Origin of the sequence: Amycolatopsis sp. NPDC051371 (genome assembly GCF_040682155.1) — a bacterium.
In the GTDB taxonomy this organism is placed as follows: Bacteria; Actinomycetota; Actinomycetes; order Mycobacteriales; family Pseudonocardiaceae; genus Amycolatopsis.
On record NZ_JBFBAG010000029.1, the window covers coordinates 24320 to 49126 of the forward strand.

The window sequence follows — 24807 nt, forward strand, 5'->3', positions numbered from 1 at the left end:
CCGCACACAAACCCGCCAGCAGAACCGCAGGTCGGAGGCCACTTTGCGGGTTTGCGGGTTTGCGGGTTTCTCTCCGCCCCGCCGCACAGCACGGACACACCCACGGCCAACCCTGCCAGCAATCACGGCAACCACCTACACGCCGTCACCAGACCGGGCCCACGCAACCACGTCGCGGGCCCGGTCTCTTGTGCCCGCTCGCCCGGGCGTTCGGAGGCAAGTCATGACACAACAGCGCACCGGAGGTGCCATTTGAGTCAGTCGATTCAGCCCAAGTGGCACACAGTGTCCGAAGTAGCCCAGATGCTCGGCTACGGACTGTCGAAGACCAAGCAGCTCGTTGCCACCGGTCAGATCAGGTCCATTAAGGACGGCGGAAACCGTCGGGTATTGCCCGCCTGGGTTGACGACTACATCGCTCGGCTCGTGGAAGAGGCGGCCTGACATGGCAAGCAAGGGACGCGCCAACGGCGAGGGATCGATTTACCCGTTCCGCAACGGATTCGCCGCGTACGTGTGGGTCACCACTCCGACCGGCGACAAGAAGCGCAAGTACGTTTACGGGCCGACGCGCGAAGTGGTCCACGGAAAGTGGCTCAAGCTTCACCAGGCGGCCAAGAACGGCCCGGTGGCGACGTCGGTGCCGCGCTTGCGCGAGTACCTGAGCTACTGGCTGACGGAGGTGATCAAGCCAAACCGCGCGCCCTTGACGTACGTCAACTACGAGCTGTTCACCCGGCTCTACGTCAACCCGACGTTGGGCGGCCAACGGCTGGACAAGCTCGGGGTGCGTGATGTTCAGAAGTGGATCAACGCCATTCCGGGGATTTGTCAGTGCTGCACTCAGGGGAAGGACGCCCGCCGGGACGAGAAGCGCCGTCGGTGCTGCGCGCTGACTACTCGCCAGTGCTGCAAGGACGCGCCATCCGCTCGGACCGTCTCCGACATCCGCGCGTGCCTGCGTGCGGCGCTGAACCACGCGATTCGGGAGGAGTTGATTGGGCGGAACGTCGCGGAGCTAGTGGCGCTCCCAACGGTTCGCAAGCGCAAGCGAACCGCCTGGACGAGCGAGGAGGCCCGAAGGTTCCTGGAGTCGGCCCGGGACGCCCGGGACGCGATGTACGCGGGGTACGTACTCGCCGTCGTCCTGGGCCTGCGCAAGGGCGAGATCCTGGGGCTCACGTGGGACGCGCTCGACTTCGCCAACGGCGAGCTGGCGGTCAACCACCAGCTCCAGCGGGCCGGTGGCGAGCTGCTGCACCGCGAGACGAAGACGGCCGCGTCGGACGACACCATGCCGCTGCCGTCGATCGTCGTCACAGCCCTGGAGAAGCGCCGGCGGGACCAGCTCGCCGACCGGAAGGAGGCTGACCTCGCCTGGCACCCGACCGACCTGGTGTTCACCACGAAGTACGGGCTCCCGATCGACCCCCGGAACTTCAACCGGTCCTGGGACAACCGCATTGCGCGCTCCGGCGTCCGGAAGATCACCGTGCACGACGGGCGCCGGTCCTGCGGGACGCTGCTGGTCGACCTGGACGTGCACCCCCGGGTGATCATGCGGATCCTGAGGCACGCGCAGTTCTCGATGACGATGGAGATCTACTCGCAGGCGTCCTCCAAGAAGACGCGGGACGCGCTCAAGCGCCTTGGCGAGAGCCTGGACGAGTAGCGCCACTGCTGTACTTTGCTGCTATCAGGGCAACGAAAAGGGCCGTCCACTCTACTGTGGACGGCCCTTGACCTGCGGTGGAGCTGAGGGGAATCGAACCCCTGACCTTCTCGATGCGAACGAGACGCGCTACCAACTGCGCTACAGCCCCTTGGTTGTGCTCGTAGAGCTTAGCAGTGCCCTACGAGCACTTCGGCGGAGGGGGTCACTCCCCGACCGCCCGCCGATAAGGCCCGGTCCCCGGCTCGTCGAGCTCCTCGAACGCCGGGTCCTCGTCGTCCAGATCGACGACCACGGCGCTGCGACGGACCCGCGAAGTCGGCGACGGACGGCGCTCGACCACCTCGCGGCGGACCGGCTCGACGACGTCCACGTCCTCGGCGTCTTCGATCGGCTCCTCGTCCTCCACGGCGTCCGAAACCGCCGGACGCGGCGCCGAGCGGCGAGGCGCACGGGTGCTGTTGAAGCGGGCGAGCCGGCGCTGCCGGATCTCCTCCTCGATCCGCACCTGGCGGCGCAGGTACACGAGGTAGCCGACGAGCGCGACGTCGATCGCCGCGTGGCCCCACCAGACCAGCGGCATGACGAAGCCGGCGACGGCGGCCGTGATCACCGCGATCGCGAGCAGGATGACGACGATGCGCTGCCGAAAGCTGTACTTCGCGCGTGCGGCGATCTCCGCCGCTTCGGGGTCGAAGCCGCCGCGACCAGGGCGGTAACCGGCGCGCTCGGCCCGTTCCACCCGCTCGGCGCGGGACGGCTGCGGGAGCGGCTCGGGCTCCGGCTCCTCGTAGTCGTCTTCGAGCTCGAGGTCGGCCTCCAGCTCCGCGAGGTCGTCCTCGACCGATGGCCGGGACTTCACGGTCTCCTCGGACATGGCGAATTCCTCCCGGTCTTCGTTGCGTCCACTGCGTACGACCCTGGCCGCCAGCGCGGAGTCGGCCGTATGGGCCACCTGCTGCCGCCGACGCGCGACCATGGGCACGAGAACGACGAGCCATGCCGCGGCGAGCGCGACGATGATCACGGAGCTGGGCATCTCCCGTCACCTCCCCCGATCCTTCACCTGAAATCACGCTAGTCACAGGAGTAACAGATCGGACGGAGGCTCGCCGGGTTGGATCACGGAAATGCCTCACCGGATTAGGTGAATCTCACAGCATGTGGTAACGCGCTCACTGACCCGGGTGGGTAATGACCGTCAGGCGTAACCGGCGCGGCCCGACGCGACCAGCCGCGACACGAGCCCGGCCCCGGTCTCCTCGCGCGTGACGGCGAAGCAGTAGTGGTCCCGCCAGCCGCCCGCGACGTCGAGGTAGCGCTCGAACAGCCCCTCTTGCCGGTAGCCAGCCTTGGCGAGAACCCGCAGGCTGGCGCTGTTTTCCGGGCGCACGGTGGCCTCCAGCCGGTGCAGCCCGGCCGGGCCGAAGGCGTGGTCGGTGACCAGGGCGACGGCGGCCGTCGCGACCCCGCCGCGGACCACGTCGGACGACACCCAGTAGCCGATCCAGGCGGACCGCAGCGACGCCCGGATGACGTTACCCACAGTGATCTGCCCCGCCAGCCGACCGTCCAGGGTGATGGTGAACGGCAGGCACTGACCACGCCGTGCGAGCGAACGCAATGCCGCCCATTGGGAGGGCCATGACCAGAAGGCGTTGCGTTCGGGCCAGGGGCCGACGCCGGTCGGCTCCCACATCTCGAGGTGCGCCCGGTCCCGGAGCCGGATCCGGCTCCACTCGCCGGCGTCGCGCAGCCGCACCGGCCGGATCGCGACCTCCCCGGCGGGCACCCGCAGCGGGCCGAGCCGGGCCGGCCAGCCCGGGTGCCGGCTTTCGACCGGGTAGGACACGCCCGACACGGCGTTCATCAGGCCCGTTGCGCCAGGAAGGTGACCTGGACCTGCTCGCCCGCCGGGACGTCGGTCAGCTCCTCCGGCACGTTGATCAGGCAGTTCGCCTCGGCCAGCGACGCGAGCAGGTGCGCCCCCGACTGGCCGAGCGGCTGGACCAGGTACTCGCCGTTGGACTCGTCGCGCAGGAGCTGGCCGCGCAGGTAGCCGCGCCGCCCCTCGGTCGACGTGATCGGCGACAGCAGCCGCGCCCCGACGATCCGCCGGTGCGGGTTGCGTGTCCCGCGCGCCGCCCGGATCAGCGGCCGGACCAGCACCTCGAACACGACCAGCGCGCTCATCGGGTTGCCGGGGATGAGGAACGTCGGCACCGAGTCCGGGCCGAGCCGGCCGAACCCCTGCACGGAACCCGGGTGCATCGCGACCCGCGTCATGTCGATCCGGCCCAGGTCCGAGAGCGCCGCGTGGACCTCGTCGCCGGTGGCGCCCCCGGCGCCGCCCGCGACCACGACGATCTCCGACATCAGCAGCCGGCCCTCGACGATCTCCCGCAGCCGTTTCGGCTCGCTCGGCACGATGCCGACCCGGCTGACCTCGGCGCCCGCGTCCCGGGCGGCCGCGGCGAGCGCGTAGGAGTTGACGTCGTAGACCTGCCCGACCGACGGCGTCCGGTCGATGTCGACCAGCTCGTCGCCGACCGACACGATCGACACCCGCGGCCGCGGGTAGACGAGGACCTTCGCCCGGCCGACCGCGGCCAGCAGGCCCACCTGAGCCGAGCCGATCGTGTCGCCGCGGCGCACCGCGACGTCACCGATCTGGACGTCCTCGCCGGCCCGGCGCACGTACCCCGCCGACGGCACCGAGCGGTGCACGGTGACCTTCGCCTGGTGCCCGTCGGTGTAGGCGAGCGGCACGACGGCGTCGGCCAGCGTCGGCAGCGGCGCGCCGGTGTCGACGCGCACGGCCTGGCCGGGCTGCAGGCGCCGCGGCTGGCGCGATCCCGCCGCGATCTCCCCGACGACCGGCAGCTGCACCGGCTCCTGCCCGGCGGTGCGCACGTCGACGCTGCGCACGGCGTAACCGTCGATCGCGGCCTGGTCGAACCCGGGCAGCGCGTGCTCGGCGACCACCTCCTCGGCGCAGAGCAGCCCCTGGGCCTCGGAGATCGCCACGCGTACCGGCTGAGGCCGGACGGCGGCGTCCAAGGTCATCGAGATCTGCGCGTCGACCGAGCGCAGCTCGGTCTCGTCCCCGGCCACTTCGGGCGGTGCCGCGTCGAGGGATTCCGTCATGGGCGTTCTGTCCCGATCCGTTCCGTCAGCCACGCCCGTAAAGATGGACCGTACTCGGGCGTTTCAAGCGCGAAATCGACCGCGGCGCGCAGGAAACCACCCGGATTCCCCAGGTCGTGGCGTCCGCCGCGGTGCACTACGACGTGGACCGGGTGTCCCTCGGAGATCAGCAGCGCGACCGCGTCGGTCAGCTGCAGCTCGCCGCCGCTGCCCGGCGTGATCCGCTTCAGCGCGTCGAAGATCGCCCGATCGAGCAGGTAGCGCCCGGCCGCGGCGTACGTCGACGGTGCGTCCTCCGGCTTCGGCTTCTCGACCATCCCGTGCACGCGCTTGACGTCTTCGTCGTCGGTGTCGGAGACGTCGAAGACGCCGTACGGCGAGATCTCGGCCTTCGGGATGTCGAACGCGCAGAGCACGCTGCCGCCGTACTGCGCCCGCACCGCGCTCATCCGCTCGAGCACGCCGGTGGGGAGCACGAGGTCGTCCGGCAGGAGCACGGCGACGGCCTCGTCGTCCGGGTTCAGGTTCGGCTCGGCCTGCGCGACGGCGTGACCGAGACCGAGCGCCTGTTCCTGGATCGCGGTCTCGACGGCCAGCAGCTCCGACCCGCGGCGCACCTTGGCGAGCAGCTCGGTCTTGCCCTTGGCCTCGAGGTTCTTCTCCAGCTCGGGCTGCTCTTCGAAGTAGCGGACGACGGCGTCCTTGCCCGGTGAGGTCACGATGACCAGGCGTTCCGCCCCCGCGGCGGCGGCTTCGACCGCGACCAGCTCGATCCCCGGTGTGTCGACCACCGGCAGCAGCTCCTTGGGCACGGCCTTCGTCGCCGGCAGGAAGCGCGTCCCGAGGCCGGCGGCCGGCACGATGGCGGTTCTGAACGTCTTGGTGGTTGCGGCGCCCGTCATGGGCGCAGAGCCTAACGTGAGGTCATGCACGCGCTGGGCAATGAGCACTTGAGCAAGGCGGAGTGGCGTGACCGGCTGACGCGCGCGCGGGCGGACCAGACCACCGAATCGCACGCCCGGGAAGCCTCGGCGCTGGTCAGCGCGGTGTCGAAGGTCACATCCGGCACGGTGTGCGCGTACCTGCCCTTCGGCACCGAGCCGGGTACGACGGCGCTCGTCGACGCGCTCGCGGCCGGCGGCGCGCGGGTGTTGCTGCCGGTCATCGTCTCGCGGGCGGATCCACTCGACTGGGCCGAGTACACGGGCGAGGCCGATCTCGTGCCCAGCCGGTTCCGCGGGATCCGCGAGCCGGGCGGAAAACGCCTGGGTATCGACGCCGTGGCGGCGGCCGAGCTGGTCCTCGTGCCCGCGCTGGCCGTGGACCACCGGGGCGTCCGGCTCGGCCGGGGCGCCGGTCACTACGACCGCTCGCTGGTGTTCGCTGCGGCCGGCGTGGTGCTGCTGGCCGTCGTCCGGGACGAAGAGCTGGTCGAACGGCTGCCCGGCGAACCCCACGACGTGCGCATGAGCGGGGCCTTGACGCCGGGTCGAGGCGTGCTCGAGCTGCCGATGTGAGCAACGAGGAATTGCGTTCGGGGAATGCTTTCAAGCACAATTGGGTTGGCACTCTGGTCGGATGAGTGCCAGCAAAGGAGCCCTCAGTGCCTACGTACCAGTACGCCTGCAAAGAATGCGACCACCGGTTCGAAGCCGTGCAGTCGTTCTCGGACCCCAGCCTGACCGTGTGCCCGCAGTGCTCCGGCACGCTGCGCAAGGTCTTCAGCTCGGTCGGCGTGGTCTTCAAGGGCAGCGGTTTCTACCGCACCGACTCGCGCGACGCCGCCAAGTCGAGCACCACCGCGACCCCGGCGAAGACCGAGACCAAGACGGAGAGCAAGCCGAAGTCGGACACGAGCTCGGCATCCTCCTCCTCGGGTACGACAAAAACCACTGCCGCGGCTTCCTGACCGGCGGAGTTGTCCACAACACCCCGGTTGTCCACAGATGCCGGATCCGGCCCTTCCGGCGGCCGGTCCGGCTTCCCTAACGTCGATCTCGTGCGGCACACCGCCGCACTCGATCCGACCGAGGGGGCACCGTGGACGTGCTGGCGAGGTTCCGCACTCCTGATCTGACCCGGCTGCAGGGCCGGCGGACCCGGCTCATCCGCCGCTGGCTCGCCGCCGGCCTGCTGCTGGCCGGTGCGCTGCTGTTCGCCCACCCCGGTTCCGCGCGGGGCGCGCCGACGACTCCGACCGTCGTCGCGGCGCACGACCTCCCATCCGGCGCGACTCTGCGCGCTCTCGACGTCCGGCTGGCCGATCTCCCCGATTCCGCACGTCCGGCGGGTGTGCTGAGCACCCTGGACGGCGTCGACGGCCACCTGCTGGCGGGCGCCGTCCGTGCCGGCGAACCCCTGACCGACGTCCGGCTGGCGGCGACCTTCCCCGGCTCGGGTGATCCCGGGACGGCGACGGTGCCGGTGCGCCTGGCCGACGCCGGCGTCGCCGAGCTGCTGGAGCCCGGCCGGCACGTCGACGTCGTCGCGGCGCCGGAACCGGGCGTACCCGCGTCCGTGCTGGCCGGCGGGGCGACGGTGGTGGCGGTCGGCCGACGGGAGGCCTCCGCGGCTAAGGGGCCGCTGGTGCTGCTCCGGCTCCCGGACGCGATCGCGACGACGGTGGCGGCGATTTCATTGGAGCGTCCGGTAACGGTTACTCTCCGCTAGCCCACAGCTCCCGTCCCCGTTCGTGAGGAGTGCAAGTGCTCAAAGGTTTCAAAGACTTCCTGATGCGCGGCAACGTCGTCGACCTCGCCGTCGCGGTGGTCATCGGCGCGGCGTTCACGTCGATCGTCACGGCGTTCACCAACGGCCTGATCAAGCCGCTGATCAACGCGATCGGCGGCACGGACGCCGCACAGGGTCTCGGCTTCAAGATCTTCACCGGCAACCCGTCGACGTTCCTGGACTTCGGCGGCGTGATCAACGCGGCGATCAACTTCGCGCTGGTCGCGGCAGTGGTCTACTTCGTGATCGTGCTGCCGGTGAAGCACCTGCAGGAACGGCGCAAGCGCGGCCAGGAACCGGGCCCGTCCGAGCCGACCGACGTCGAGCTGCTCATCGAGATCCGCGACCTGCTGCGCGCCCAGTCCCAGCGCGACAACGGCCACGACTGAGCGGGTCAGCGATCGTGGTGCGGCGGCCGGTTCTCCCGGTACCAGTCGTCCGGGAGCCCGGTGCGCCGGTCGGGATCGCGCTCGTCGGAGGTCGTCTCGGGCAGGACGTCCCCGAAGATCTCATCGACCCGCCGCCGCTGCTCGCTGCTGGTCTTGGGGTCGCGCTGCTGACCGGACATGCCCCCAGTCTCCCACGACGCGTTCTTTGACAACTCCAGAGCGAATTTCACGACGCTCTTCTCTCGCCGACTGCGTCGAGGCGCTACTCACCGCCGGGCCCGGTGCGAGCGACACCCACCTTGGTGGTGATCACCAGCCCGGCCGGATACGGGTACGGCGCTGAAGCGAGCAGCTCCTCGTTGGCTCCGCCGCCGTAGAGGTGAGCGGTGTCGATCAGCGTGACACCCAGCTCGACGGCCCGCCGGACGACTGCGATCGCGGGGCCGGGTTCGGTCGGCAGGTGCATCGCCCCGAAGCCGAGCCGACGCACCTCGAGCTGCCCACCGATGCGGAAGTCCATGATCGGGGCGACGGTATCGGCGGCGCCCCGATCAAGCGAGGGAAATCAGACCTCTTCGAGGCCCGAAAGCTCGTCGATCACGTGCGGCACGAGCGAGGTCAGCGTCGCCATCCCGTCGCGCACCGCGGACCGCGACCCGGCGAGGTTGACCACCAGCGTGCTTCCCGACACCCCGGCGAGCCCCCGCGAGATCCCCGCGTCCACGGCCCCGGCCGCCAGCCCGGACGCCCGGATCGCCTCGCTGATGCCCGGGATCGGCCGGTCGAGCACACCGGCGGTGGCGTCCGGCGTGCGGTCACGCGGCAGCACGCCGGTGCCGCCGACCGTGATCACCAGGTCGGCGCCGCCGATCACGGCGGTGTTGAGCGCGTTGCGGATCCCCGCGGTCTCGGCCTCGACGACCACGACACCGTCGACGATGAAACCCGCTTCTTCGAGCAGCTCGGTCACCAGCGGGCCAGTGGTGTCTTCGTGCTCGCCGTGCGCCACGCGATCGTCCACGATGACCACGAGAGCCCGGCCCAGCCGTTGTGCACTCCGTTCCATGCCGCCCACCGTAGTCGGTTTCGACCTCCGGCCGCCGGGAGGTGCCGGGTGAGTTCTGACGATTCCGTGACGTGCCCGCGCGCGGCTGGGCACGTCGGTCCGCGGCCCCCTAGCGTGGCCGGGGTGCGCGTACTGGTCACCGGCGGAGCCGGGTTCATCGGGTCTCACATCGCCGATCTGCTCGCGGACGGGGGTGACGAGGTCGTCGTGCTCGACAACCTTCTCCCCACGGCCCACGGCTCCCGCGTCCCGCCCGCGTACACCGGCAGGCACCGGTTCCTGCGCGGCGACGTCACCGACGCCGAGATCGTCGCCGAGCTGCTGGACGGCGTCGACGCGGTCTGCCACCAGGCGGCAGTGGTCGGGCACGGCATCGACCCGTCGGACGCGCCGTCGTACGCCCTGCACAACGACTACGGCACGGCTGTCCTGCTCGCCGGGATGCACGCGGCCGGGGTGCGGAAGCTGGTCCTGGCGTCGTCGATGGTCGTCTACGGCGAAGGCCGGTACGCGTGCGCGGACCACGGCGTCGTCCCGCCGTCGCCGCGCCGCGCGTCCGATGTGGACGCCGGCCGGTTCGAGCCGCGCTGCGCGGCCTGCGGCACCGACCTGAGCTGGCGGCTGGTGCCCGAGGACGCGCCGCTGAACCCCCGCAGCACGTACGCGGCGACGAAGCTGGCGCAGGAACACCTGGCCGGCGCGTGGGCGCGCCAGACGGGCGGCAGCGTGTGGGCGATGCGCTACCACAACGTCTACGGCCCGCGGATGCCGCAGAACACCCCGTACGCCGGGGTGGCGTCGCTGTTCCGCTCGGCGCTGGTGCGCGGCGAGGCCCCGCTGGTGCTGGAAGACGGCCGCCAGCAGCGCGACTTCGTGCACGTCCACGACGTCGCCAGGGCGAACGTCCTGGCCCTTCGGACAGCCGGCCCGGAGGGCGACATCACGCCGCTCAACGTCTGTTCCGGCACCCCGCACACAGTGGGCGAACTGGCGGAGGAGCTGGCCCGCGCCTGCGCCGGCCCGAAGCCGAAGGTGGCCGGCGGCGCCCGCCCGGCCGACGTCCGCCACGTGGTCGCCGACCCGGCCCGCGCCCGCGAACTGCTGGGCTTCACAGTAGAGGTCGGCTTCGAAAAGGGAATCACCGAGTTCGCGACGGCGGAACTGCGTGACCCGGTCTGAACCCGGCTCGAGCGGCTCGACGGTGAGGCTGTCTTCCAAAAACGGCTAGTTGTCGCGCGCGGCAAGTTCGTTGACGTTCGGGCCGCTGGAGTGAGGGCGCTCGCCGAGCCCGGCCCGGCTCGGTAGCCCAGACCAAAGGTCTTGAATGAGTCATTCAGGACCTCCGAAGACCTGAATGGCTCATTCAAGACGTTCGCACTCGCCGCCGAGCCGTCAACGAACCTCGTACGCGCGACACTAGGACATCGCCAGCGGCAGCCGGACCTCGAACCGGCACCCGGGACCGTGGTTGTGGACGCCGATCTTCCCGCGATGAGCCTCGACGAGCCCCTTGGTGATCGCCAGCCCGAGCCCACCCCCGCTGGTCGTCCCCCCGCGCTCGGGCGTGCGGGCCTGCGTCCCGCGGAAGGCGACGTCGAAGACCCGGCTGATCTCGTCGTCGGGGATGCCGCCGCAGGTGTCGTCGACGGCGAGGAGGGCCTCGTCGCCGTCGACGCCGATCTGGACCGCGACCGTCCCGTCGGGCGGGGTGTGCCGGATCGCGTTGGACACCAGGTTCCGCACGATCCGCGCCAGTTCCGGGTCGCTCCCGGTCACCACCGGCCAGGTCGACGCGTTGGCGAGCACCCGCACGCGCTTGCGTTCGGCGACCGGCGACTGGGCGGCAACGGCGTCGCTGACGACGTCCCGCAGCGGCACCGCGGACATCGTGAGCTCGAGGGCACCGGCGGTGATGCGCGAGAGCTCGAACAGGTCGCCGACCATCGCGGACAGCCGGGTGGTCTCGCCGCTGATCCGCTGGGCGTAGTCGGCGACCTCGTCGCGTTCGGACACCACTCCGTCGGCCAGCGCCTCGGCCATCGCCTGGATGCCGGCCAGGGGGCTGCGCAGGTCGTGGCTGATCCACGCGACCAGTTCGCGCCGCGACGCCTCGGCCGCGCGCTCGCGGTTGCGCGCCTCCCGCTCCCACACACTGCGGCGCGCGATGGCGCGGCCGAGGATGATCGCCGCCGGCACCGTGACGACGGCGACGAGCAGGCAGACCAGCAGCATCGTGGTCAGCGCCGGGGTGAACATGAACCCGCTGACGCCCAGGACGCCGACCAGGGTGGAGAGCACCGGGATCAGCACCAGCACCGTGAGCGTGGTGGCCAGCGAGCCGCGGCGCAGGAAGTAGAGCACGACCCCGCCGAGCGCGGCGATCGGCAAGGAGAAGAGCAACGCCAACGGCAGGATGTGCCAGAGGTGCGTCAGCGTCTCGGCGAGGGATTCACCCGGTTCGATCACGGTTGCTCCCGGTCGTAGCGGTAGCCGACGCCCCACACCGTCGCCACCCGGGTCGGCTTGGCCGGGTCGCGTTCGATCTTCTCCCGCAACCGTCGCACGTGGACGGTCACGGTGGACTGGTCGCCGAAGTCCCAGCCCCACACCTTCTCGAGCAGGTCCGCGCGCGAGTAGGCGACGCCGGGGTGGGCGAGGAAGAACGCGAGCAGGTCGAACTCCCGCGAGGTCAGCGGCAGTTCGCGGCCGGCGAGCGTCGCGGTGCGCGCGGTCATCTGCAGGCGCAGGTCGCCATCCGCCAGCTCGGGGGCGGCCGGTTGCGGACGCGGCATCCGCGCGCGGCGCAGCACCGAGGCGACGCGGAGGGCGAGTTCCTTGGGGCTGAAGGGTTTCGTCACGTAGTCGTCGGCGCCGAGCTGGAGCCCGGCGATCCGGTTCTCCTCCTCGCCGAGGGCGGTGAGCATGACGATCGGCACCTGGCTGACCTGGCGCAGCCGCTTGCACACCTCGAGCCCGTTGATCCCCGGCATCATGACGTCGAGGACGACCAGGTCAGGCTCGTGAGCGGCGAACTGGGCCAGCCCCTCGGCGCCGTCACCGGCCTGGTCGACGGTGAACCCGGCCACCTCGAGGTAGCGGCGCACGACGTCGCGGACCGTCTCGTCGTCGTCGACCACGAGCACACGCCCGGCCTGATCGTTCATCACGTCTCCCTCACCAGCCGGTCAGCAGCAGGTGGTTGACCGCCAACGCCGTCGCCGCCTGGGCGGCGAGCCACCACCGGCGCCCGGGCCGCGGCAGCAAGGCCGTCATCGGCAGCAACCACACCCCGAACGGTAGCCAGATTCGTTCGGTCTCGGCTTTCGACAGGCCCGAGACGTCGGCGAACACGATGGTGAGCAGGGCGGCGACGCCGAGGAGCAGCACCGGGTCGGTGAGCAGGGCACGCGGCCCTCGGGCGAGTCCGCGCCGGACGGCGGCCACCACCGCGGGTCCCAGGGCGACGACCACCGCCGCCAGATCGGCCCACACCCAGTACGAGTACGGCCGGACGAGCGCGACGCCCTGGTAGTAGCGCTCGACGACCAGGTGGTACCCGTCGAGCCACCAGAAACCCGCCCACGCGAAGACGCCGACGACCGCCAGCGCCGCCACGACAGCGAGGGCGGCCGCTCGCCACTGCCGGCCGAGGACCGCCACGGCCAGCGCGAGCACGCCGAGCAGCACCAGGCCGTACGAAAGGAAGATGCCGAAGCCGAGCAACACGCCGGCCGCCAGCCCGACCGGCACCGCGTACCGGCGGCCGAGCGCGAAACCCTTGGCGGACAACGCGAGCAGCGCCAGCCCGGTGGCGGTCGTCCCGGCGAACAAGCCGTCCGCCGACACGCCGATCCACACCGCGCCGGGCGTCAGGACGGCGAAGGGCAGCACTGTGCGAGCCGCGTCGGCTCGGCCGAGCAGGGCGATCGTGGCGGGCACGGCCAAGGCGACCAAGCTGCCGACGAGCACGACGGCCGTCGCGGCCCACGCGCCGCCGTGCAGGCCGAGCCGGTCCAGCCAGACGAAGACGAGCGTCGCGCCCGGCGGGTGCCCGGACACGTGCGTCGTCCACGACTCCGGCCGGAAGTCGAGGATGCGGGAGGAGAACTCGCGCAGCATCCGCGGGATGTCGGTGATGCCGGGTACCTCGTGGAGGTACTCCTGCGGGATGGTCAGCCGGCCGGCGAACCCGCGGGACCAGCCGTCGACCATGGCCAGTGAGAAGATCCAGGCGAGCGAGGCCAGGTAGCCGGCGACCAGCGCCCGTCGCCACGGCAAGCGGGCGGCCAGCGCGGGGCCGTGGAGCACCACCGCGACGGCGATGAGCACCGCGAACACCGAGCCGGGGCCGACGTGCGGGAGCCAGTCGGCGAACAGCGGCGGCGACGACACGAAGATGACGACGCCGGAATGCGGCCGGTTGTAGTAGACGCCGACCGCGGCGGCCGCGGCCACGAGCACCACGGCCGCCGCGACGGCGAGGAGATCGGCCCGGTGGGCGCGACGCCCGGGTCGATCAGGTGCCGGGAGTTCGGGTTCGCGGGCAGGCGGCTCGGCGAGCCGGGCTGCCGGGTTCGGCTCGCTCATCGCCGTCCACCATAAGTCCATGGGCATGACTCCGCGGGCCGGCGGAGGCAGCCGTAACGAGCCGGTAAGAACCTCGTCACTCGTCATGATTCAGTAAGGAGCACAAGGGTTCTCCACAGTCCATCCCGGACTTACGGTCGGCGCCGTGACTGACTCAGGAGTGGACGTCGTCCTCCCTTGCCTCGATGAAGCGGGCGCCTTGCCCGAAGTGCTGGCCGGGCTGCCACCGGGCTACCGCGCGATCGTGGTCGACAACGGTTCGGCCGACGGCTCGCCCGAAGTGGCGGCCTCGCTCGGCGCGAAGGTCGTCCACGAACCGCGCCGCGGCTACGGCGCGGCCGTGCACACGGGGCTGGAAGCCGCCACCGCGGACATCGTGTGCTTCGCCGACGCTGACGGGTCCTTGGACCTCGGCGATCTGCCGCGGCTGGTGACCGCGGTCGAGAACGGCGCCGACCTGGCCGTCGGACGGCGGGTGCCGACCGGGCCCGGGGTGTGGCCGTGGCACGCGCGAGCCGGCAACGTCGTGCTGGCGCAGCTCCTGCGTGGCCGGGGGCTGCCGGTGCGGGACATCGCACCGCTGCGCGCCGCGGACCGGCGGGCCCTGCTCGGCCTCGGCGTCACGGACCGCGCGTTCGGCTACCCGCTCGAGCTGCTGATCAAGGCTCAGCGCGCCGGGTGGCGGGTGCGCGAGTTCGACGTCCGGTACGGCGAGCGCGCCAAGGGGACGAAGTCGAAGGTGTCCGGCTCGGTGCGGGGCACGCTGCGCGCGGTCCGCGACTTCGGGCGGGTGCTGGCGCGATGACGGCTCGGTTCGTACTGCTGGTCGTGGCCAAGGCGCCGGTGCCGGGGTTCGCCAAGACCCGGCTCTGCCCACCGGCGACGCCTGCCCAAGCCGCGCAGATCGCCGCGGCCGCGTTGCTCGACACGCTCGAGGCCGTGTGCGCGGTGCCCGGCGCCGCACCCGTCGTCGCGATGACCGGTGATCTGGGCGCCGCCGCGCTGGCCACCGAAATCGGGTTGGCGCTGCGCCTCGTCACCATGATCCCGCAGCGGGGCTGGGACTTCGGCGCCCGCCTGGCGAACGCCCACGCGGACGCCGCCGCGGTGCACGCGGGCCTTCCGATCCTGCAGATCGGCATGGACACCCCGCAGGTCACGCCGGAGTCCCTCGCCGCGGCGGCCGCGCCGGTCGTGGACGGCGGGCACGACTCAGTGGTCGGCCCGGCCGAGGACGGCGGCTGGTGGGCGCTGGGCCTCGCCGACCCACGGCACGCGCAGGTCCTCGCCGGTGTCCCGATGTCGCGCGACGACACCGGCGAACGCACGCTGCGCGCGCTCACCGCGTCCGGACTGCACCCGAGGCAGGCCGCTCGACTGTCCGATGTGGACACCATGGCGGACGCTCGCGCCGTGGCGGCGGCGTGCCCGGACGGCCGGTTCGCCCGCGCCGTCGCGGCGGTCCGGGGACGGGCGGTCGCATGAAGACGGCACTCGTCGGCAACGAGTTCGACCGCGGCCTGCTCGGCCACCGGTGCTGGCTCGAACTGGCCGACGGCGAACGGGTCGAGCTGCCGGTCGAGCGGTGGGGCGCGCCGTCCGACGGCGACGAGGTCCTGCTCGACGCCTGCGCCGGCCCGACCCTCGACATCGGCTGCGGCCCGGGCCGGCTCACCGCGGCGCTGGCCGCACGCGGGGTAGTCGCGCTGGGCGTGGACAGCTCACGCACAGCCGTCCGGCTGACACGCCGTCGCGGCGCAAGTGCGTTGCACCGCAACGTCTTCGACCACGTGCCCGGCGAAGGACGGTGGCGGCACACCTTGCTCGCCGACGGCAACATCGGCATCGGCGGCGACCCGGTGGTCCTGCTCCGGCGTGCGGCGCAGCTGATCGCCGCCGACGGCGACGTCCTCGTCGAGTTGGAGCCGCCCGGCCGCGGCCTGCGGCACGAGCGCGTCCGGCTGCGGCCCGGGCACGCCGACAGCGCCTGGTTCACCTGGGCGTGGGTCGGCGTGGACGCGATCGCCGAAGTCGCCATGCGTGCCGGGTTGCGCGTCGGCTGGACCACGCGGCACGGTCACCGCTGGTTCGCGCGGCTGGAGCGGTCATGAAACTGCCGATCCCGAAGGAAGAACACTTCAAGGCAGCGGCGCACGACGAGCGCGTGACGTCGAAGATCGGCCTGGCGCTGGCGGTCACGTTCACGACGTGCTTCGTGACCGGCCTGATCAGCCACCTGATCCAGCACCCGCCTGAGTGGTTCTTCTGGCCCAGCCGCCCGGTCGGGCTCTACCGCGTCACGCAGGGGCTGCACGTGATCTCCGGCGTGGCGTCGATCCCGCTGCTGCTGGCGAAGCTGTGGAGCGTCTACCCGAAGCTGTTCGGCCGGCCGCTCGTCCGCTCGCTGCCGCACGCCCTTGAGCGCCTCTCGATCCTCGTGCTCTCGGGTGCGGCGTTCTTCGAGCTGACGACCGGGCTGCTGAACGTCGCGCAGAACTACCCGTGGGGCTTCTACTTCCCGCAGGTGCACTACGCGGTCGCGTGGCTGGCGATCGGGTCGATCCTGGTGCACGTCGCCGTGAAGCTGCCGGTCATCCGCCGGGCGCTGAGCCGCGGAACGCCCGAAGAGGAGCCGCCGGCCGCCGGACTGTCCCGGCGCGGGTTCCTGCGCACCACCGGGCTCGCGACGGGCGTCGCCGTCGTCGCGACCGCCGGCGCGACGGTCCCGTTCCTGCGCGGGGTTTCCGGCCTCGCGTGGAAGACGAGCAAGGGCACGCAGAACCTCCCGGTGAACCGGACGGCGGCGGCCGCGGGCGTCACGTGGTCGGCGGCCTGGCGGCTGTCGGTGGTGACCCCGCGTGGCACCACGAAGTTCTCGCTCGACGAGCTGCGCGCGCTGCCGCAGACGACGGCCGAGCTGCCGATCGCGTGCGTCGAGGGCTGGAGCCAGTCGGCGACCTGGCGCGGGATTTCGTTGCCCACGTTGCTGAAAGCCGTCGGTGCGTCGCCGGGCACGGCGGTGCGAGTGTCCTCTTCGGAGCGTTCCGGGCTGTACGGCGTCAGCGTCCTGCCCGGGGAGCACACAGCCGACGAGCTGACGCTGCTCGCGCTGGAGCTGAACGGCGAGGTGCTCGACCTCGACCACGGCTTCCCGTGCCGGATCATCGCCCCGAACCGGCCCGGCGTGCTGCAGACGAAGTGGGTCACGAAGCTGGAGGCGTTGTGAAGACCGCCCGCGCTCTGCTCGCCCTGCCGGGCCTCGCGGCCTTGGCCTGGGGTGTGGTGCTGTTCGTCGAGTACGCGTTCCCGCTGCGCCCGGACGTGTTCGGCACGGCCGTCTGGATCGTCGGCGGCCCGCTCCTCAACGACGGCGTCGTCGCCCCGCTGACGGCGGTGCTCGGCATCGTCCTGGCCCGCGTCCTCCCGCGCCCGTGGCGGGTTCCCGTGGTCACCGGCACCGTGATCACCGGAGTCCTGCTGATCCTGGCGTTCCCGCTCCTCTGGCGCCCGTACGGCACCCCGCCGATGCCCGGCCTCCACGACGGCAACCCGGCCCTGGGCCTGGCCCTGACGCTGGCCGCGGTCTGGCTCGTGGCACTCCTGACCCCGCTCGCCCGCCATGTCGTCCCCTCGACCACGCGTGATGCCCCTCCAATCACGCGTGAAGCCCGCCCAATCACGCGAGATGCCCCTCCAATCACGCGAGATGCCCCACCCCGCACACGAACCGACCCTCCAAGCACGCCGGCCAACCCTCCGGATACGCGAACCGACCGTCCCGGCACCTGAACCCGGCCACAAATGCGGCCACGCGCGACCGGCATCGAGTGCCTGGTCGCGCGTGGCCTTGTGGGTCCGGCCCCGAGATGCGGGGGTCGAGCCAGTGCTGGTCTCGGCCGCACCAAGGCGGCCGAGCGTCTCGAAGGGATCAGTTGGCCGGGACGGGCTGTCCGCCGAGCGTCACCTCGACCGTGCGGCCGTCGGAAAGGGTGAACGTCGCCTTCTCGTCCGGTGCGCGGGTGCGGATCGCGGCGACCAGCGTGTCGGACGTGTCGATGTTCCGGTCGTCGATCTTCGTCACGATGTCGCCGGACTTGAGGCCGGCCTTCTCCGCCGGGCTGCCGGCGGTGATGGCACCGAGCTTCGCGCCGCCCTGCGGGGCGTCCGTGACCTGCGCGCCGATGTAGGTCTGCACCGCCTGGCCGGTCTTGATGATCGTGTCCGCGGTGCGGCGGGCCTGGTCGATCGGGATGGCGAAGCCGATGCCGACGTTGCCGCTTTCGGAGCCGCCCTGGCCCTGGCCGCCGGACGCCGACTGCGGGCTGTAGATCGCCGAGTTGATGCCGATGACCTGGCCGGACATGTTCGACAGGGGACCGCCCGAGTTGCCCGGGTTGATCGCCGCGTCGGTCTGGACGGCGTCCATCACCGTCTCCTGGCCGCCCTGGCCGCCGCCCGCGCGCACCGGCCGGTGCAGCGAGCTGACGATGCCCGAGGTGACCGTGCCGGCCAGCTCGAACGGCGAACCGATGGCGACGACCGACTGGCCGACCTTCAGGTCGTCGGACCGGCCGATCTCGACCGGGGTGAGGTTGTTGACGCCGTCGACCTTGACCACCGCGATGTCGGTCGTCGGGTCGCGGCCGATGACCTTGGCGGGGGCCTTCTTGCCGTCCTGGAACACGGCCTGGATCTGCCCGCCGTTCGCGGCGACCTCGACGACGTGGTTGTTGGTCAGGATGTAGCCGTCGGTGCTGATGACGAACCCGGAACCCTCGCCGGCCCCCTGCTGCCCGCTCACCTGCAGCTCGACGACGCTCGGCGACAGCTTCTGCGCGACCGACTCGACCGACCCGGCCGGCGCGTTGCCGGTCTGCTGGGCCGGCTTCGGCGCGTCGAGCGCGTTGCTCGCCGGGCCGTTGGACGTGCCGCCGGTGAGGTACCCGACCGCCCCGCCCGCGATGCCGCCGACGAGCAGCGCCACCAGCGCGACGCCGGCGAGCAGCTTCCCGCCGGACCGCTTCGGCTGCGTGGGCGGAGCCGGCGGCACGCCGTAGGCGGACGTGCCGGGTTGCGAATACGGGTTCGGCGGCGGGTAGACGCTCTGTTGGGTCTGGCCCGACGGGGTCGCCTGCGCGGACCAGGGGTTCGGGTTCGGCGCCCCGTAGGACGGATCGGCCCCGGTCACCGCGTGGTAGGACGGCTCCGGCGCCGAGTACTGCGGCGTGCCGCCGGACTCGGGCGTGGCGGCTGCCTGGTCACCGTACGGGCTCCCCGCCCAACCGCCCTGAGCGGCCTGCTGGCCGGTCTCGGGGTGCCGCGGCGCCGCGGGGTCCTGCGCGCTGGGGTCGTTCTCGGTCATGTCATCACCTTGCGGGACGGTCCTGAGAGGTTCCTGAGCCGAACCTGTGCATCGGAGATGAGTATGGCCGGATCAGCCCGCCGAGCGGAGCCGTTCCGCGATTTGCTCCGGCGTCGCGTCGTTGACCCACACCGCCATGCCCGATTCGGACCCCGCCAGGTACTTCAGCTTGTCCTTGGAGCGCAACACGGAGAACAGTTCCAGGTGGAGCCAGCCGAGCTCGCGGTCGCGGCGCACCGGCGCCTGGTGCCACGCCGCGATGTACGGCAGCGGCCGGTCGTAAAGCGCGTCACACCGGCGCAGGACGTCGAGGTATACGTCGGCGAAGTCGTCGCGCTCGGCGTCGGTCAGGGCGGGAATGTCCGCTACCTGCCGGTGCGGCACCACGTGTACCTCGATCGGCCAGCGTGCCGCCGGCGGCACGTACGCCGTCCAGTGCTCGCCGGACGCCACTACGCGCGCGCCGGACTTGATTTCCGCGGCCAGCACGTCACCGAGCACCGGGCGGCCGTGTTCGGCCTGGTAGGCGCGGGCGACGTCGAGCATCCGCTCGGTCTTCGGCGTGACGAACGGGTAGCCGTAGATCTGCCCGTGCGGATGCGACAGCGTGACGCCGATTTCTTCGCCGCGGTTCTCGAACGGGAAGACCTGTTCCACACCGGGCACCTCGGACAGCGCAGCGGTGCGGTCGGCCCACGCGTCGACGACGGCGCGCACCTGTTTCGGGCTCAGCCGCGAGAAAGCGCCGTCGTGGTCGCTGGTGAAGCAGACGACCTCGCAGCGTCCACGACCGGGGCGCACCTGCACCAGTCCCAGACCATCCACAGTGGACGGTTCGCCGATGACATCTTCGGCGAAAGAGGGAAAGCGGTTCTCGAAGACGACGACGTCGTAGTCGCTTTCGGGGATTTCGCTCGGCTTGCCGGGTTTGCTCGGGCACAGCGGGCAGAGGTTCGCCGGTGGCTTGTAGGTCCGCGTCTGCCGGTGCGCGGCCATCGCGACCCACTCGCCGGTCAGCGGGTCCAGCCGGATCTCGGACGTGGCCGAAACCGGCGGCAGGTCACGGGTGTCCTCGGCGACGCGGTCGGGCGCGCCGGGCTGGTCGAAGTAGATGATCTCCCGGCCGTCGGCCAGGTGTCGTACGGTGCGCTTCACGCTTCTTCGGCCTCGACTGTCTCCGCCGTTTCGGCGATCATGAGTTCCGCTGCCCTTTCGGCAAGGATTTCCTTGGCGTCGTCGGGGATCCCGTCATCGGTGACGACGACGTCGGCCTCGTCCAGGTCGGCGATCGTGGAGATCCCGACGGTGCCCCACTTGGTGTGGTCGGCGAGCACCACGAGCTTGCGCCCAGCCTCGACCAGCGCGCGGTCGGTCTCGCTCTCGGTGAGGTTCGGCGTCGTGAACCCCGGCCCGTCAGCCATCCCGTGCACGCCGAGGAAGACGACGTCGAGGTGCAGCGACCGCAGGCTGTGCACGGCGACCGGCCCGACCAGCGCGTCCGACGGCGTCCGCACCCCGCCGGTGAGCACGACGGTGCGATCCGGCTGCGTCGACCCGCGAAGCACGTCGGCAACCTGGATCGAGTTGGTCACGATGGTGAGTCCCGGGATGGCGTCGAGCGCGCGGGCGAGCGTCCACGTGGTGGTGCCGGCGGAGATGCCGATCGCGGTGCCGGGCCGCACGAGCGTCGCGGCGAGCTCGGCGATGGCTTCCTTCTGCGCACGCTGGCGCACGGATTTGGCCTCGAAGCCGGGTTCGTCGGTGCTCTTGCCGACGATCGAAGTGGCGCCGCCGTAAACCTTTTCGACAAGCCCGCGCCCGGCGAGGACGTCGAGGTCGCGGCGCACCGTCATGTCGGAGACACCCAGCCTGGTCACGAGGTCACTGACCCGGACCGCACCGGTCCGGCGTGCCTCTTCCAGGATCACCGCCTGTCGCTGACGCGCCAGCACCGCTCAACTCCGTCCCCGTCACACCCCAACCACACAAAATCCTACACGATTCAACACGGTATCCGCAGGCTTGTCGTGGGTGAACTTGAAAACACCAAGGTCACAGCACGATCGGCAGAACCACGCCCCAGGCGAACAACACCATCACCGGCGTCACGAGCGCAACCCGCCATGCGCGGGGCAACTCGTCGGCGGCATCCGCCGATCCTGGCCGATGCCGCCCCCGGCGTCCCGAAAACGCCCGGATCAGCCGGGCGCCCCCGGCAGCCGGATCGTCATCAGCGCGCCACCCTCGGGCGCCCGCGCCGCGTACACCGCGCCGCCGTGCCGCTCGGCCGCGTGCTTGACGATCGCCAGGCCGAGACCCGAGCCGGGCAGCGTCCGCGCCTCCGACGAGCGGTAGAAGCGGTCGAACACCTTGGGCAGGTCCTCCTCGGCGATGCCCGGCCCTGCGTCGGCAACCTCGACCACGGCGGTGCCGTCGCCGAGCTGGTACAGCCGCACCCAGACCGTCGCGTCCGGCGGCGAAAACTTCACCGCGTTGTCCAGCAGGTTCAGCACCGCGCGCTCGATCGAGCTGTTGTCGCCGGTGAGCACCCACGGCTGCAGCGAGACGTCGAAGTTGATCTCGCCCGCACGCCGCCGCGCCCGGTCGAGCGCGCGCTCCACGACGTCCAGCAGGTCGACGCGCTCGAAGCGTTCGCGCGGCTCGTCCTGGCGCGCGAGTTCGACGAGGTCGCCGATGAGCTGCGTCAGCTCGTCGAGCTGGCCGCTGATGTCCGCGACGATGTCGACGCGGTCCTCGTCCGGCAGCGGCGGCGCCCCCGGCTTGCTCGCGGCGAGCAGCAGCTCGAGGTTGGTGCGCAGCGACGTCAACGGCGTCCGCAGCTCGTGCCCGGCGTCGGCGACCAGCTGGCGCTGGCGTTCCTGCGAGTCCGCGACCGTGCCGAGCATGGTGTTGAAGCTCGTGGTGAGGCGCGCCAGCTCGTCGTCGCCGCTGACCGGGATCGGCCGCAGGTCGCCGGTCTTGGCGACGCGCTCGGCGGCCGACGTCAGCCGGTCGACCGGGCGCAGGCCGGTGCGCGCCACCGCGGTACCCGCCGCGGCGGCGACGAGGATGCCGGCGCCGCCGATCAGGAACAGCACCAGCGCGAGCTCGTTCAGCGTGCGCTTCGTCGGGCCCATCGACTGGGCCAGCACGATGGCCTCGCCGTGCACGGTCCGCAGCGCGACCACGCGGCTGTCGGTCCGGAAGTCCGTCCGCAGCGACCCGTTCGACTCGCCGTTCGCGACGGCCAGCTCGTCCTGCCCGAACGGCGGCGGAGAGCTCGACAGCGGGTAGGTCATCACGGCGTGCTGAACGTCGGGCGCGGCGGTGAGCTGGCCGATCTGCAGGTCGGCGCTGGCCAGGAAGGCGCCGGGGACCTGCCGCAGCTCGGTCTGAACCTGCGGCGAGTCGGCGGCCGCCTGCGCGCGCGCCATGAGGCCGTCGTCCAGCTGCTGGTAGAGGTTGTTGCTCACGACCATGTACGCGCCGATCGAAACCAGCGCGACGGCGCCGGCGACACAGGCGGCGGCGAGCAGCGTCACCCGGCCGCGCAGCGAGAACCGGCGCGTCCCCCAGCGTGTGCCGCGGGGATCGCCGGGTTCGGTCACGGCGGGGTTTCCCGCAGGACGTACCCCACTCCCCGCACCGTGTGGATCAGCCTCGGCTCCCCCTCGGCCTCCGTCTTGCGGCGCAAGTAGCCGACGTAGACCTCCAGCGCGTTGCCCGACGTCGGGAAGTCGTAACCCCATACTTCCTCCAGTATCCGGCCCCGCGTGAGGACGTGCTTCGGGTAGGAAAGGAACAGCTCCAGCAGTGCGAACTCGGTCCGGGTCAGGCTGATCTCGCGGCTGTTGCGGCGGACCTCGCGCGTGCCCGGGTCGAGCGTCAGGTCCGCGAAGGACAGCATCTCCGAGGCCTGGCCGTTCGGGCCTTCGGGGACGGCGCGGCGCAGCAGCGCTCGCAGCCGGGCGAGCAGCTCCTCCAGCGCGAACGGCTTCGGCAGGTAGTCGTCGGCGCCGGCGTCCAGCCCGGACACCCGGTCGGAGACGGTGTCGCGCGCGGTGAGCACGAGGATCGGCAGGTCGTCGCCGGTGCTGCGCAGGCGGCGGGCCACCTCGAGACCGTCGAGCCGCGGCATCATGACGTCGAGGACCATCGCGTCCGGACGGTCGGCGATGATCGCTTCCAGGGCTTGCGCACCGTCGCTGGCCAGCTGGACCTGGTAGCCGTTGAACTCCAGGGACCGCCGGAGCGACTCACGGACGGCGCGGTCGTCGTCCACCACAAGGATGCGCATGGCTGTAGTTTTACGCAGCGTGCTGAGACTCGCCTAAGAACACACACAGAACTAACAAAGAGAATCCTCACTCCGGCGGGCGCGCGACCGGAGCGTTCCAGTGCCGCCAGAGCGCGATCATCCGGATCGCGACGACGACGGCGGCCGCGGCGACGGTCACCGGCCCTTCCGGCAGTCGCACGGTGTGACCGACCACGACGAGCACCGAGCCGCCCAGCGCAGCCACGGCGTAAATCTCTTTCCGCAGGACGAGAGGGATTTCCCGGAGCAGGAGATCCCGTACGGCACCGCCGCCGATCCCGGTCGTCATGCCGATCAGGCACGCGGCGTAAACGGTCGCGCCGGCGTTCAGCGCGATGGTCGTCCCGGCGGTGGCGAAGACGCCGAGCCCGAGCGCGTCGGCGAGCAGCACGCCCCGCCGCAGCCGCGCGACCTGCGGGTGGAAGGCGAAGACGACCAGGGCGGTCACCGCGCAGACGGCGAGGTAGGGCCAGTTCCGCAGCGTCGTGGGCGGGTGGATGCCGAGCAGGACGTCCCGGATGACGCCGCCCCCGAGCGCGGTGGTGAGCCCGACGACGACCACGCCGAAGACGTCGAGCCGAGCCCGCACGGCGGCGAGCGCCCCGGACGCCGCGAAGGCGACGAGCCCGAGGAACTCCAGCGCCGTGAGCAGCATCTACTGGTTCTATTGGTCGAGCAGCCCACCGCGGTAGGCCAGCAGAGCGGCCTGCACGCGGTTCGCCGCCCCGATCTTGGAGAGCACGGCGGAGACGTACCCCTTGACGGTGGCTTCGGACAGGTGCAGGCGCCCACCGATCTCGGCGTTGCTCAATCCCTGACCGATGAGCGCGACGACCTCACGTTCGCGTTCGGACAGTGAAGCGAGCAGCTTCCGAGCGGGCTGAGCAGCGCGTTGTTCGTCCCGGTGGGACTGAACCATCCGCGCGGCGACGCCCGGATCGAGGACGGCACCGCCCCGGCTCAGGTCCCTGACCGCCCTCAGCAGCGCAGCCGGGTCGATGTCCTTGAGCAGGAAGCCGTTGGCGCCGAGCCGCAGCGCGAGGCTGACGTACTCGTCGATGTCGAAGGTGGTCAGCATGGCCACGGTGGGCGGATCCGGGAGGGCGAGGATGGCCCGCAGCGCCCGGATGCCGTCGTCGGGCGCCCGCATCTTGATGTCGAGCAGGGCGACGTCGGGGTGATATCGCCGGGCAACTTCCACTGCGGATCTGCCGTCGGAGGCCTCGCCCACGATCTCGATGTCCTGAGCCCCGGACATCATCGCGCGCAACCCCGAGCGCACCAGTTCCTCGTCGTCGGCGAACATGAGCTTGATCAACGAAGCCCTCCGCAACAGCCAGTAGGAGGCGGCTCCCCGCGTCCCGTTAACGAAGGTTACCTACTGTTGTTCAGCAGTTCGAAACCAGACACGACCAGGTGACCGGCTGGTCCGTCCAGGTCAGGTGCGGTGGGCCGTCCGGCAGGGTGTACCCCGCCTGCCGGGCGCGGATAAGAACCACTCACCTGGGTGACGACGTAGGTCGTGCCGCTCAGCGA

Annotated in this window: 29 protein-coding genes and 1 tRNA gene; 12 read left to right on the top strand and 18 right to left on the bottom strand. The window is 71.3% G+C overall.

The window, feature by feature from the left end:
• The first annotated feature begins 285 nt into the window (after positions 1–285).
• On the top strand, positions 286–444 hold the full coding sequence (locus AB0M59_RS31155; protein WP_364622204.1) for an excisionase family DNA-binding protein: 159 nt from the start codon (positions 286–288) through the stop codon (positions 442–444).
• A gap of 1 nt (position 445) precedes the next feature.
• The gene (locus tag AB0M59_RS31160; RefSeq protein ID WP_364622207.1) at positions 446–1672 is read left to right on the top strand and encodes a site-specific integrase; all 1227 of its coding nucleotides are present in this window, start codon (positions 446–448) and stop codon (positions 1670–1672) included.
• A 78-nt stretch (positions 1673–1750) separates the two neighbouring features.
• Here the strand turns inward: AB0M59_RS31160 and AB0M59_RS31165 are convergent.
• The 5 genes from AB0M59_RS31165 to AB0M59_RS31185 all read right to left on the bottom strand — a co-directional run bounded on the left by AB0M59_RS31165 (position 1751) and on the right by AB0M59_RS31185 (position 5721).
• Positions 1751–1823 (bottom strand) — tRNA-Ala (locus AB0M59_RS31165).
• Positions 1824–1877: 54 nt separating this feature from the next.
• Entirely contained in the window at positions 1878–2711 is an 834-nt protein-coding gene (gene glpR, locus AB0M59_RS31170) for a gephyrin-like molybdotransferase receptor GlpR (protein WP_364622209.1), read from the bottom strand.
• 162 nt (positions 2712–2873) lie between these two features.
• Positions 2874–3542 carry a GNAT family protein gene (locus AB0M59_RS31175; RefSeq protein WP_364622212.1) on the bottom strand — a complete coding sequence of 223 codons (669 nt, stop codon included), beginning with the start codon at positions 3540–3542 and terminating at the stop codon, positions 2874–2876.
• Positions 3542–4819 (bottom strand): gephyrin-like molybdotransferase Glp, encoded by a 1278-nt coding sequence (glp, locus tag AB0M59_RS31180; protein ID WP_364622214.1) that lies wholly within the window; start codon positions 4817–4819, stop codon positions 3542–3544. The genes AB0M59_RS31175 and glp overlap by 1 nt, the downstream gene beginning before the upstream one ends.
• Positions 4816–5721: a UTP--glucose-1-phosphate uridylyltransferase gene (locus AB0M59_RS31185; RefSeq protein ID WP_364622217.1), complete on the bottom strand. Its 906-nt coding sequence runs from the start codon at positions 5719–5721 to the stop codon at positions 4816–4818. The genes glp and AB0M59_RS31185 overlap by 4 nt, the downstream gene beginning before the upstream one ends.
• Positions 5722–5745: 24 nt before the next feature.
• On the opposite strand from AB0M59_RS31185, the gene AB0M59_RS31190 reads away from it, so the two are divergent.
• The 4 genes from AB0M59_RS31190 (at position 5746) to mscL (ending at position 7938) form a co-directional block, all read left to right on the top strand.
• Positions 5746–6336 carry a 5-formyltetrahydrofolate cyclo-ligase gene (locus AB0M59_RS31190; RefSeq protein WP_364622220.1) on the top strand — a complete coding sequence of 197 codons (591 nt, stop codon included), beginning with the start codon at positions 5746–5748 and terminating at the stop codon, positions 6334–6336.
• A gap of 86 nt (positions 6337–6422) precedes the next feature.
• Positions 6423–6728, top strand: coding sequence for an FmdB family zinc ribbon protein (locus tag AB0M59_RS31195; RefSeq protein ID WP_364622223.1), 306 nt, complete (start codon positions 6423–6425; stop codon positions 6726–6728).
• A gap of 131 nt (positions 6729–6859) precedes the next feature.
• Complete coding sequence (locus tag AB0M59_RS31200; RefSeq protein ID WP_364622226.1) at positions 6860–7489, top strand: SAF domain-containing protein; 630 nt, start codon at positions 6860–6862, stop codon at positions 7487–7489.
• Positions 7490–7524: 35 nt separating this feature from the next.
• A complete protein-coding gene (mscL, locus tag AB0M59_RS31205; protein ID WP_364622228.1) occupies positions 7525–7938 on the top strand; it encodes a large-conductance mechanosensitive channel protein MscL in 414 nt (137 codons plus the stop codon).
• 5 nt (positions 7939–7943) lie between these two features.
• On the opposite strand, the gene AB0M59_RS31210 is transcribed toward mscL, so the two are convergent.
• The 3 genes from AB0M59_RS31210 to AB0M59_RS31220 all read right to left on the bottom strand — a co-directional run bounded on the left by AB0M59_RS31210 (position 7944) and on the right by AB0M59_RS31220 (position 9004).
• A complete protein-coding gene (locus AB0M59_RS31210; protein WP_364622231.1) occupies positions 7944–8117 on the bottom strand; it encodes a hypothetical protein in 174 nt (57 codons plus the stop codon).
• A gap of 83 nt (positions 8118–8200) precedes the next feature.
• The gene (locus AB0M59_RS31215) at positions 8201–8458 is read right to left on the bottom strand and encodes an aldo/keto reductase (RefSeq protein WP_364622234.1); all 258 of its coding nucleotides are present in this window, start codon (positions 8456–8458) and stop codon (positions 8201–8203) included.
• A 45-nt stretch (positions 8459–8503) separates the two neighbouring features.
• Complete coding sequence (locus tag AB0M59_RS31220; protein WP_013230045.1) at positions 8504–9004, bottom strand: molybdenum cofactor biosynthesis protein B; 501 nt, start codon at positions 9002–9004, stop codon at positions 8504–8506.
• Positions 9005–9127: 123 nt separating this feature from the next.
• On the opposite strand from AB0M59_RS31220, the gene AB0M59_RS31225 reads away from it, so the two are divergent.
• On the top strand, positions 9128–10183 hold the full coding sequence (locus tag AB0M59_RS31225) for an NAD-dependent epimerase/dehydratase family protein (protein WP_364622237.1): 1056 nt from the start codon (positions 9128–9130) through the stop codon (positions 10181–10183).
• A 237-nt stretch (positions 10184–10420) separates the two neighbouring features.
• Here the strand turns inward: AB0M59_RS31225 and AB0M59_RS31230 are convergent, their stop codons facing one another.
• Genes AB0M59_RS31230 through AB0M59_RS31240 form a run of 3 tightly spaced genes read right to left on the bottom strand, consistent with a single transcriptional unit; the run spans position 10421 to position 13591 of the window.
• On the bottom strand, positions 10421–11470 hold the full coding sequence (locus AB0M59_RS31230) for a HAMP domain-containing sensor histidine kinase (protein ID WP_364622240.1): 1050 nt from the start codon (positions 11468–11470) through the stop codon (positions 10421–10423).
• A complete protein-coding gene (locus AB0M59_RS31235; protein ID WP_364622243.1) occupies positions 11467–12168 on the bottom strand; it encodes a response regulator transcription factor in 702 nt (233 codons plus the stop codon). The genes AB0M59_RS31230 and AB0M59_RS31235 overlap by 4 nt, the downstream gene beginning before the upstream one ends.
• Before the next feature lie 10 nt (positions 12169–12178).
• Positions 12179–13591 carry a hypothetical protein gene (locus AB0M59_RS31240; RefSeq protein WP_364622246.1) on the bottom strand — a complete coding sequence of 471 codons (1413 nt, stop codon included), beginning with the start codon at positions 13589–13591 and terminating at the stop codon, positions 12179–12181.
• Positions 13592–13751: 160 nt separating this feature from the next.
• Between AB0M59_RS31240 and AB0M59_RS31245 the strand changes: the two genes are divergently transcribed.
• The 5 genes from AB0M59_RS31245 to AB0M59_RS31265 are packed head-to-tail and all read left to right on the top strand — an operon-like array spanning position 13752 to position 17380.
• Complete coding sequence (locus AB0M59_RS31245) at positions 13752–14396, top strand: glycosyltransferase family 2 protein (RefSeq protein ID WP_364622535.1); 645 nt, start codon at positions 13752–13754, stop codon at positions 14394–14396.
• Positions 14393–15076, top strand: a complete 684-nt coding sequence (locus tag AB0M59_RS31250; RefSeq protein WP_364622248.1) for a DUF2064 domain-containing protein — start codon at positions 14393–14395, stop codon at positions 15074–15076. Before AB0M59_RS31245 ends, AB0M59_RS31250 begins: the two co-directional genes overlap by 4 nt.
• Positions 15073–15702 carry a class I SAM-dependent methyltransferase gene (locus tag AB0M59_RS31255; protein ID WP_364622251.1) on the top strand — a complete coding sequence of 210 codons (630 nt, stop codon included), beginning with the start codon at positions 15073–15075 and terminating at the stop codon, positions 15700–15702. The genes AB0M59_RS31250 and AB0M59_RS31255 overlap by 4 nt, the downstream gene beginning before the upstream one ends.
• The gene (locus AB0M59_RS31260) at positions 15699–16817 is read left to right on the top strand and encodes a molybdopterin-dependent oxidoreductase (protein ID WP_364622254.1); all 1119 of its coding nucleotides are present in this window, start codon (positions 15699–15701) and stop codon (positions 16815–16817) included. Before AB0M59_RS31255 ends, AB0M59_RS31260 begins: the two co-directional genes overlap by 4 nt.
• The gene (locus tag AB0M59_RS31265) at positions 16814–17380 is read left to right on the top strand and encodes a hypothetical protein (RefSeq protein ID WP_364622257.1); all 567 of its coding nucleotides are present in this window, start codon (positions 16814–16816) and stop codon (positions 17378–17380) included. The genes AB0M59_RS31260 and AB0M59_RS31265 overlap by 4 nt, the downstream gene beginning before the upstream one ends.
• A gap of 139 nt (positions 17381–17519) precedes the next feature.
• On the opposite strand, the gene AB0M59_RS31270 is transcribed toward AB0M59_RS31265, so the two are convergent.
• The 7 genes from AB0M59_RS31270 to AB0M59_RS31300 form a co-directional block, all read right to left on the bottom strand.
• On the bottom strand, positions 17520–18953 hold the full coding sequence (locus tag AB0M59_RS31270; RefSeq protein ID WP_364622259.1) for a trypsin-like peptidase domain-containing protein: 1434 nt from the start codon (positions 18951–18953) through the stop codon (positions 17520–17522).
• A gap of 72 nt (positions 18954–19025) precedes the next feature.
• Positions 19026–20108 carry a galactose-1-phosphate uridylyltransferase gene (galT, locus tag AB0M59_RS31275; protein WP_364622261.1) on the bottom strand — a complete coding sequence of 361 codons (1083 nt, stop codon included), beginning with the start codon at positions 20106–20108 and terminating at the stop codon, positions 19026–19028.
• A complete protein-coding gene (locus AB0M59_RS31280) occupies positions 20105–20905 on the bottom strand; it encodes a DeoR/GlpR family DNA-binding transcription regulator (protein WP_364622263.1) in 801 nt (266 codons plus the stop codon). Before AB0M59_RS31280 ends, galT begins: the two co-directional genes overlap by 4 nt.
• Positions 20906–21151: 246 nt before the next feature.
• Positions 21152–22561 carry a HAMP domain-containing sensor histidine kinase gene (locus tag AB0M59_RS31285; protein WP_364622266.1) on the bottom strand — a complete coding sequence of 470 codons (1410 nt, stop codon included), beginning with the start codon at positions 22559–22561 and terminating at the stop codon, positions 21152–21154.
• Complete coding sequence (locus tag AB0M59_RS31290) at positions 22558–23250, bottom strand: response regulator transcription factor (protein WP_364622269.1); 693 nt, start codon at positions 23248–23250, stop codon at positions 22558–22560. The genes AB0M59_RS31285 and AB0M59_RS31290 overlap by 4 nt, the downstream gene beginning before the upstream one ends.
• A 67-nt stretch (positions 23251–23317) precedes the next feature.
• Positions 23318–23926 (bottom strand): TRIC cation channel family protein, encoded by a 609-nt coding sequence (locus tag AB0M59_RS31295; protein WP_364622272.1) that lies wholly within the window; start codon positions 23924–23926, stop codon positions 23318–23320.
• 9 nt (positions 23927–23935) lie between these two features.
• The gene (locus AB0M59_RS31300; protein ID WP_013230063.1) at positions 23936–24589 is read right to left on the bottom strand and encodes a response regulator transcription factor; all 654 of its coding nucleotides are present in this window, start codon (positions 24587–24589) and stop codon (positions 23936–23938) included.
• Positions 24590–24807 lie beyond the last annotated feature (218 nt).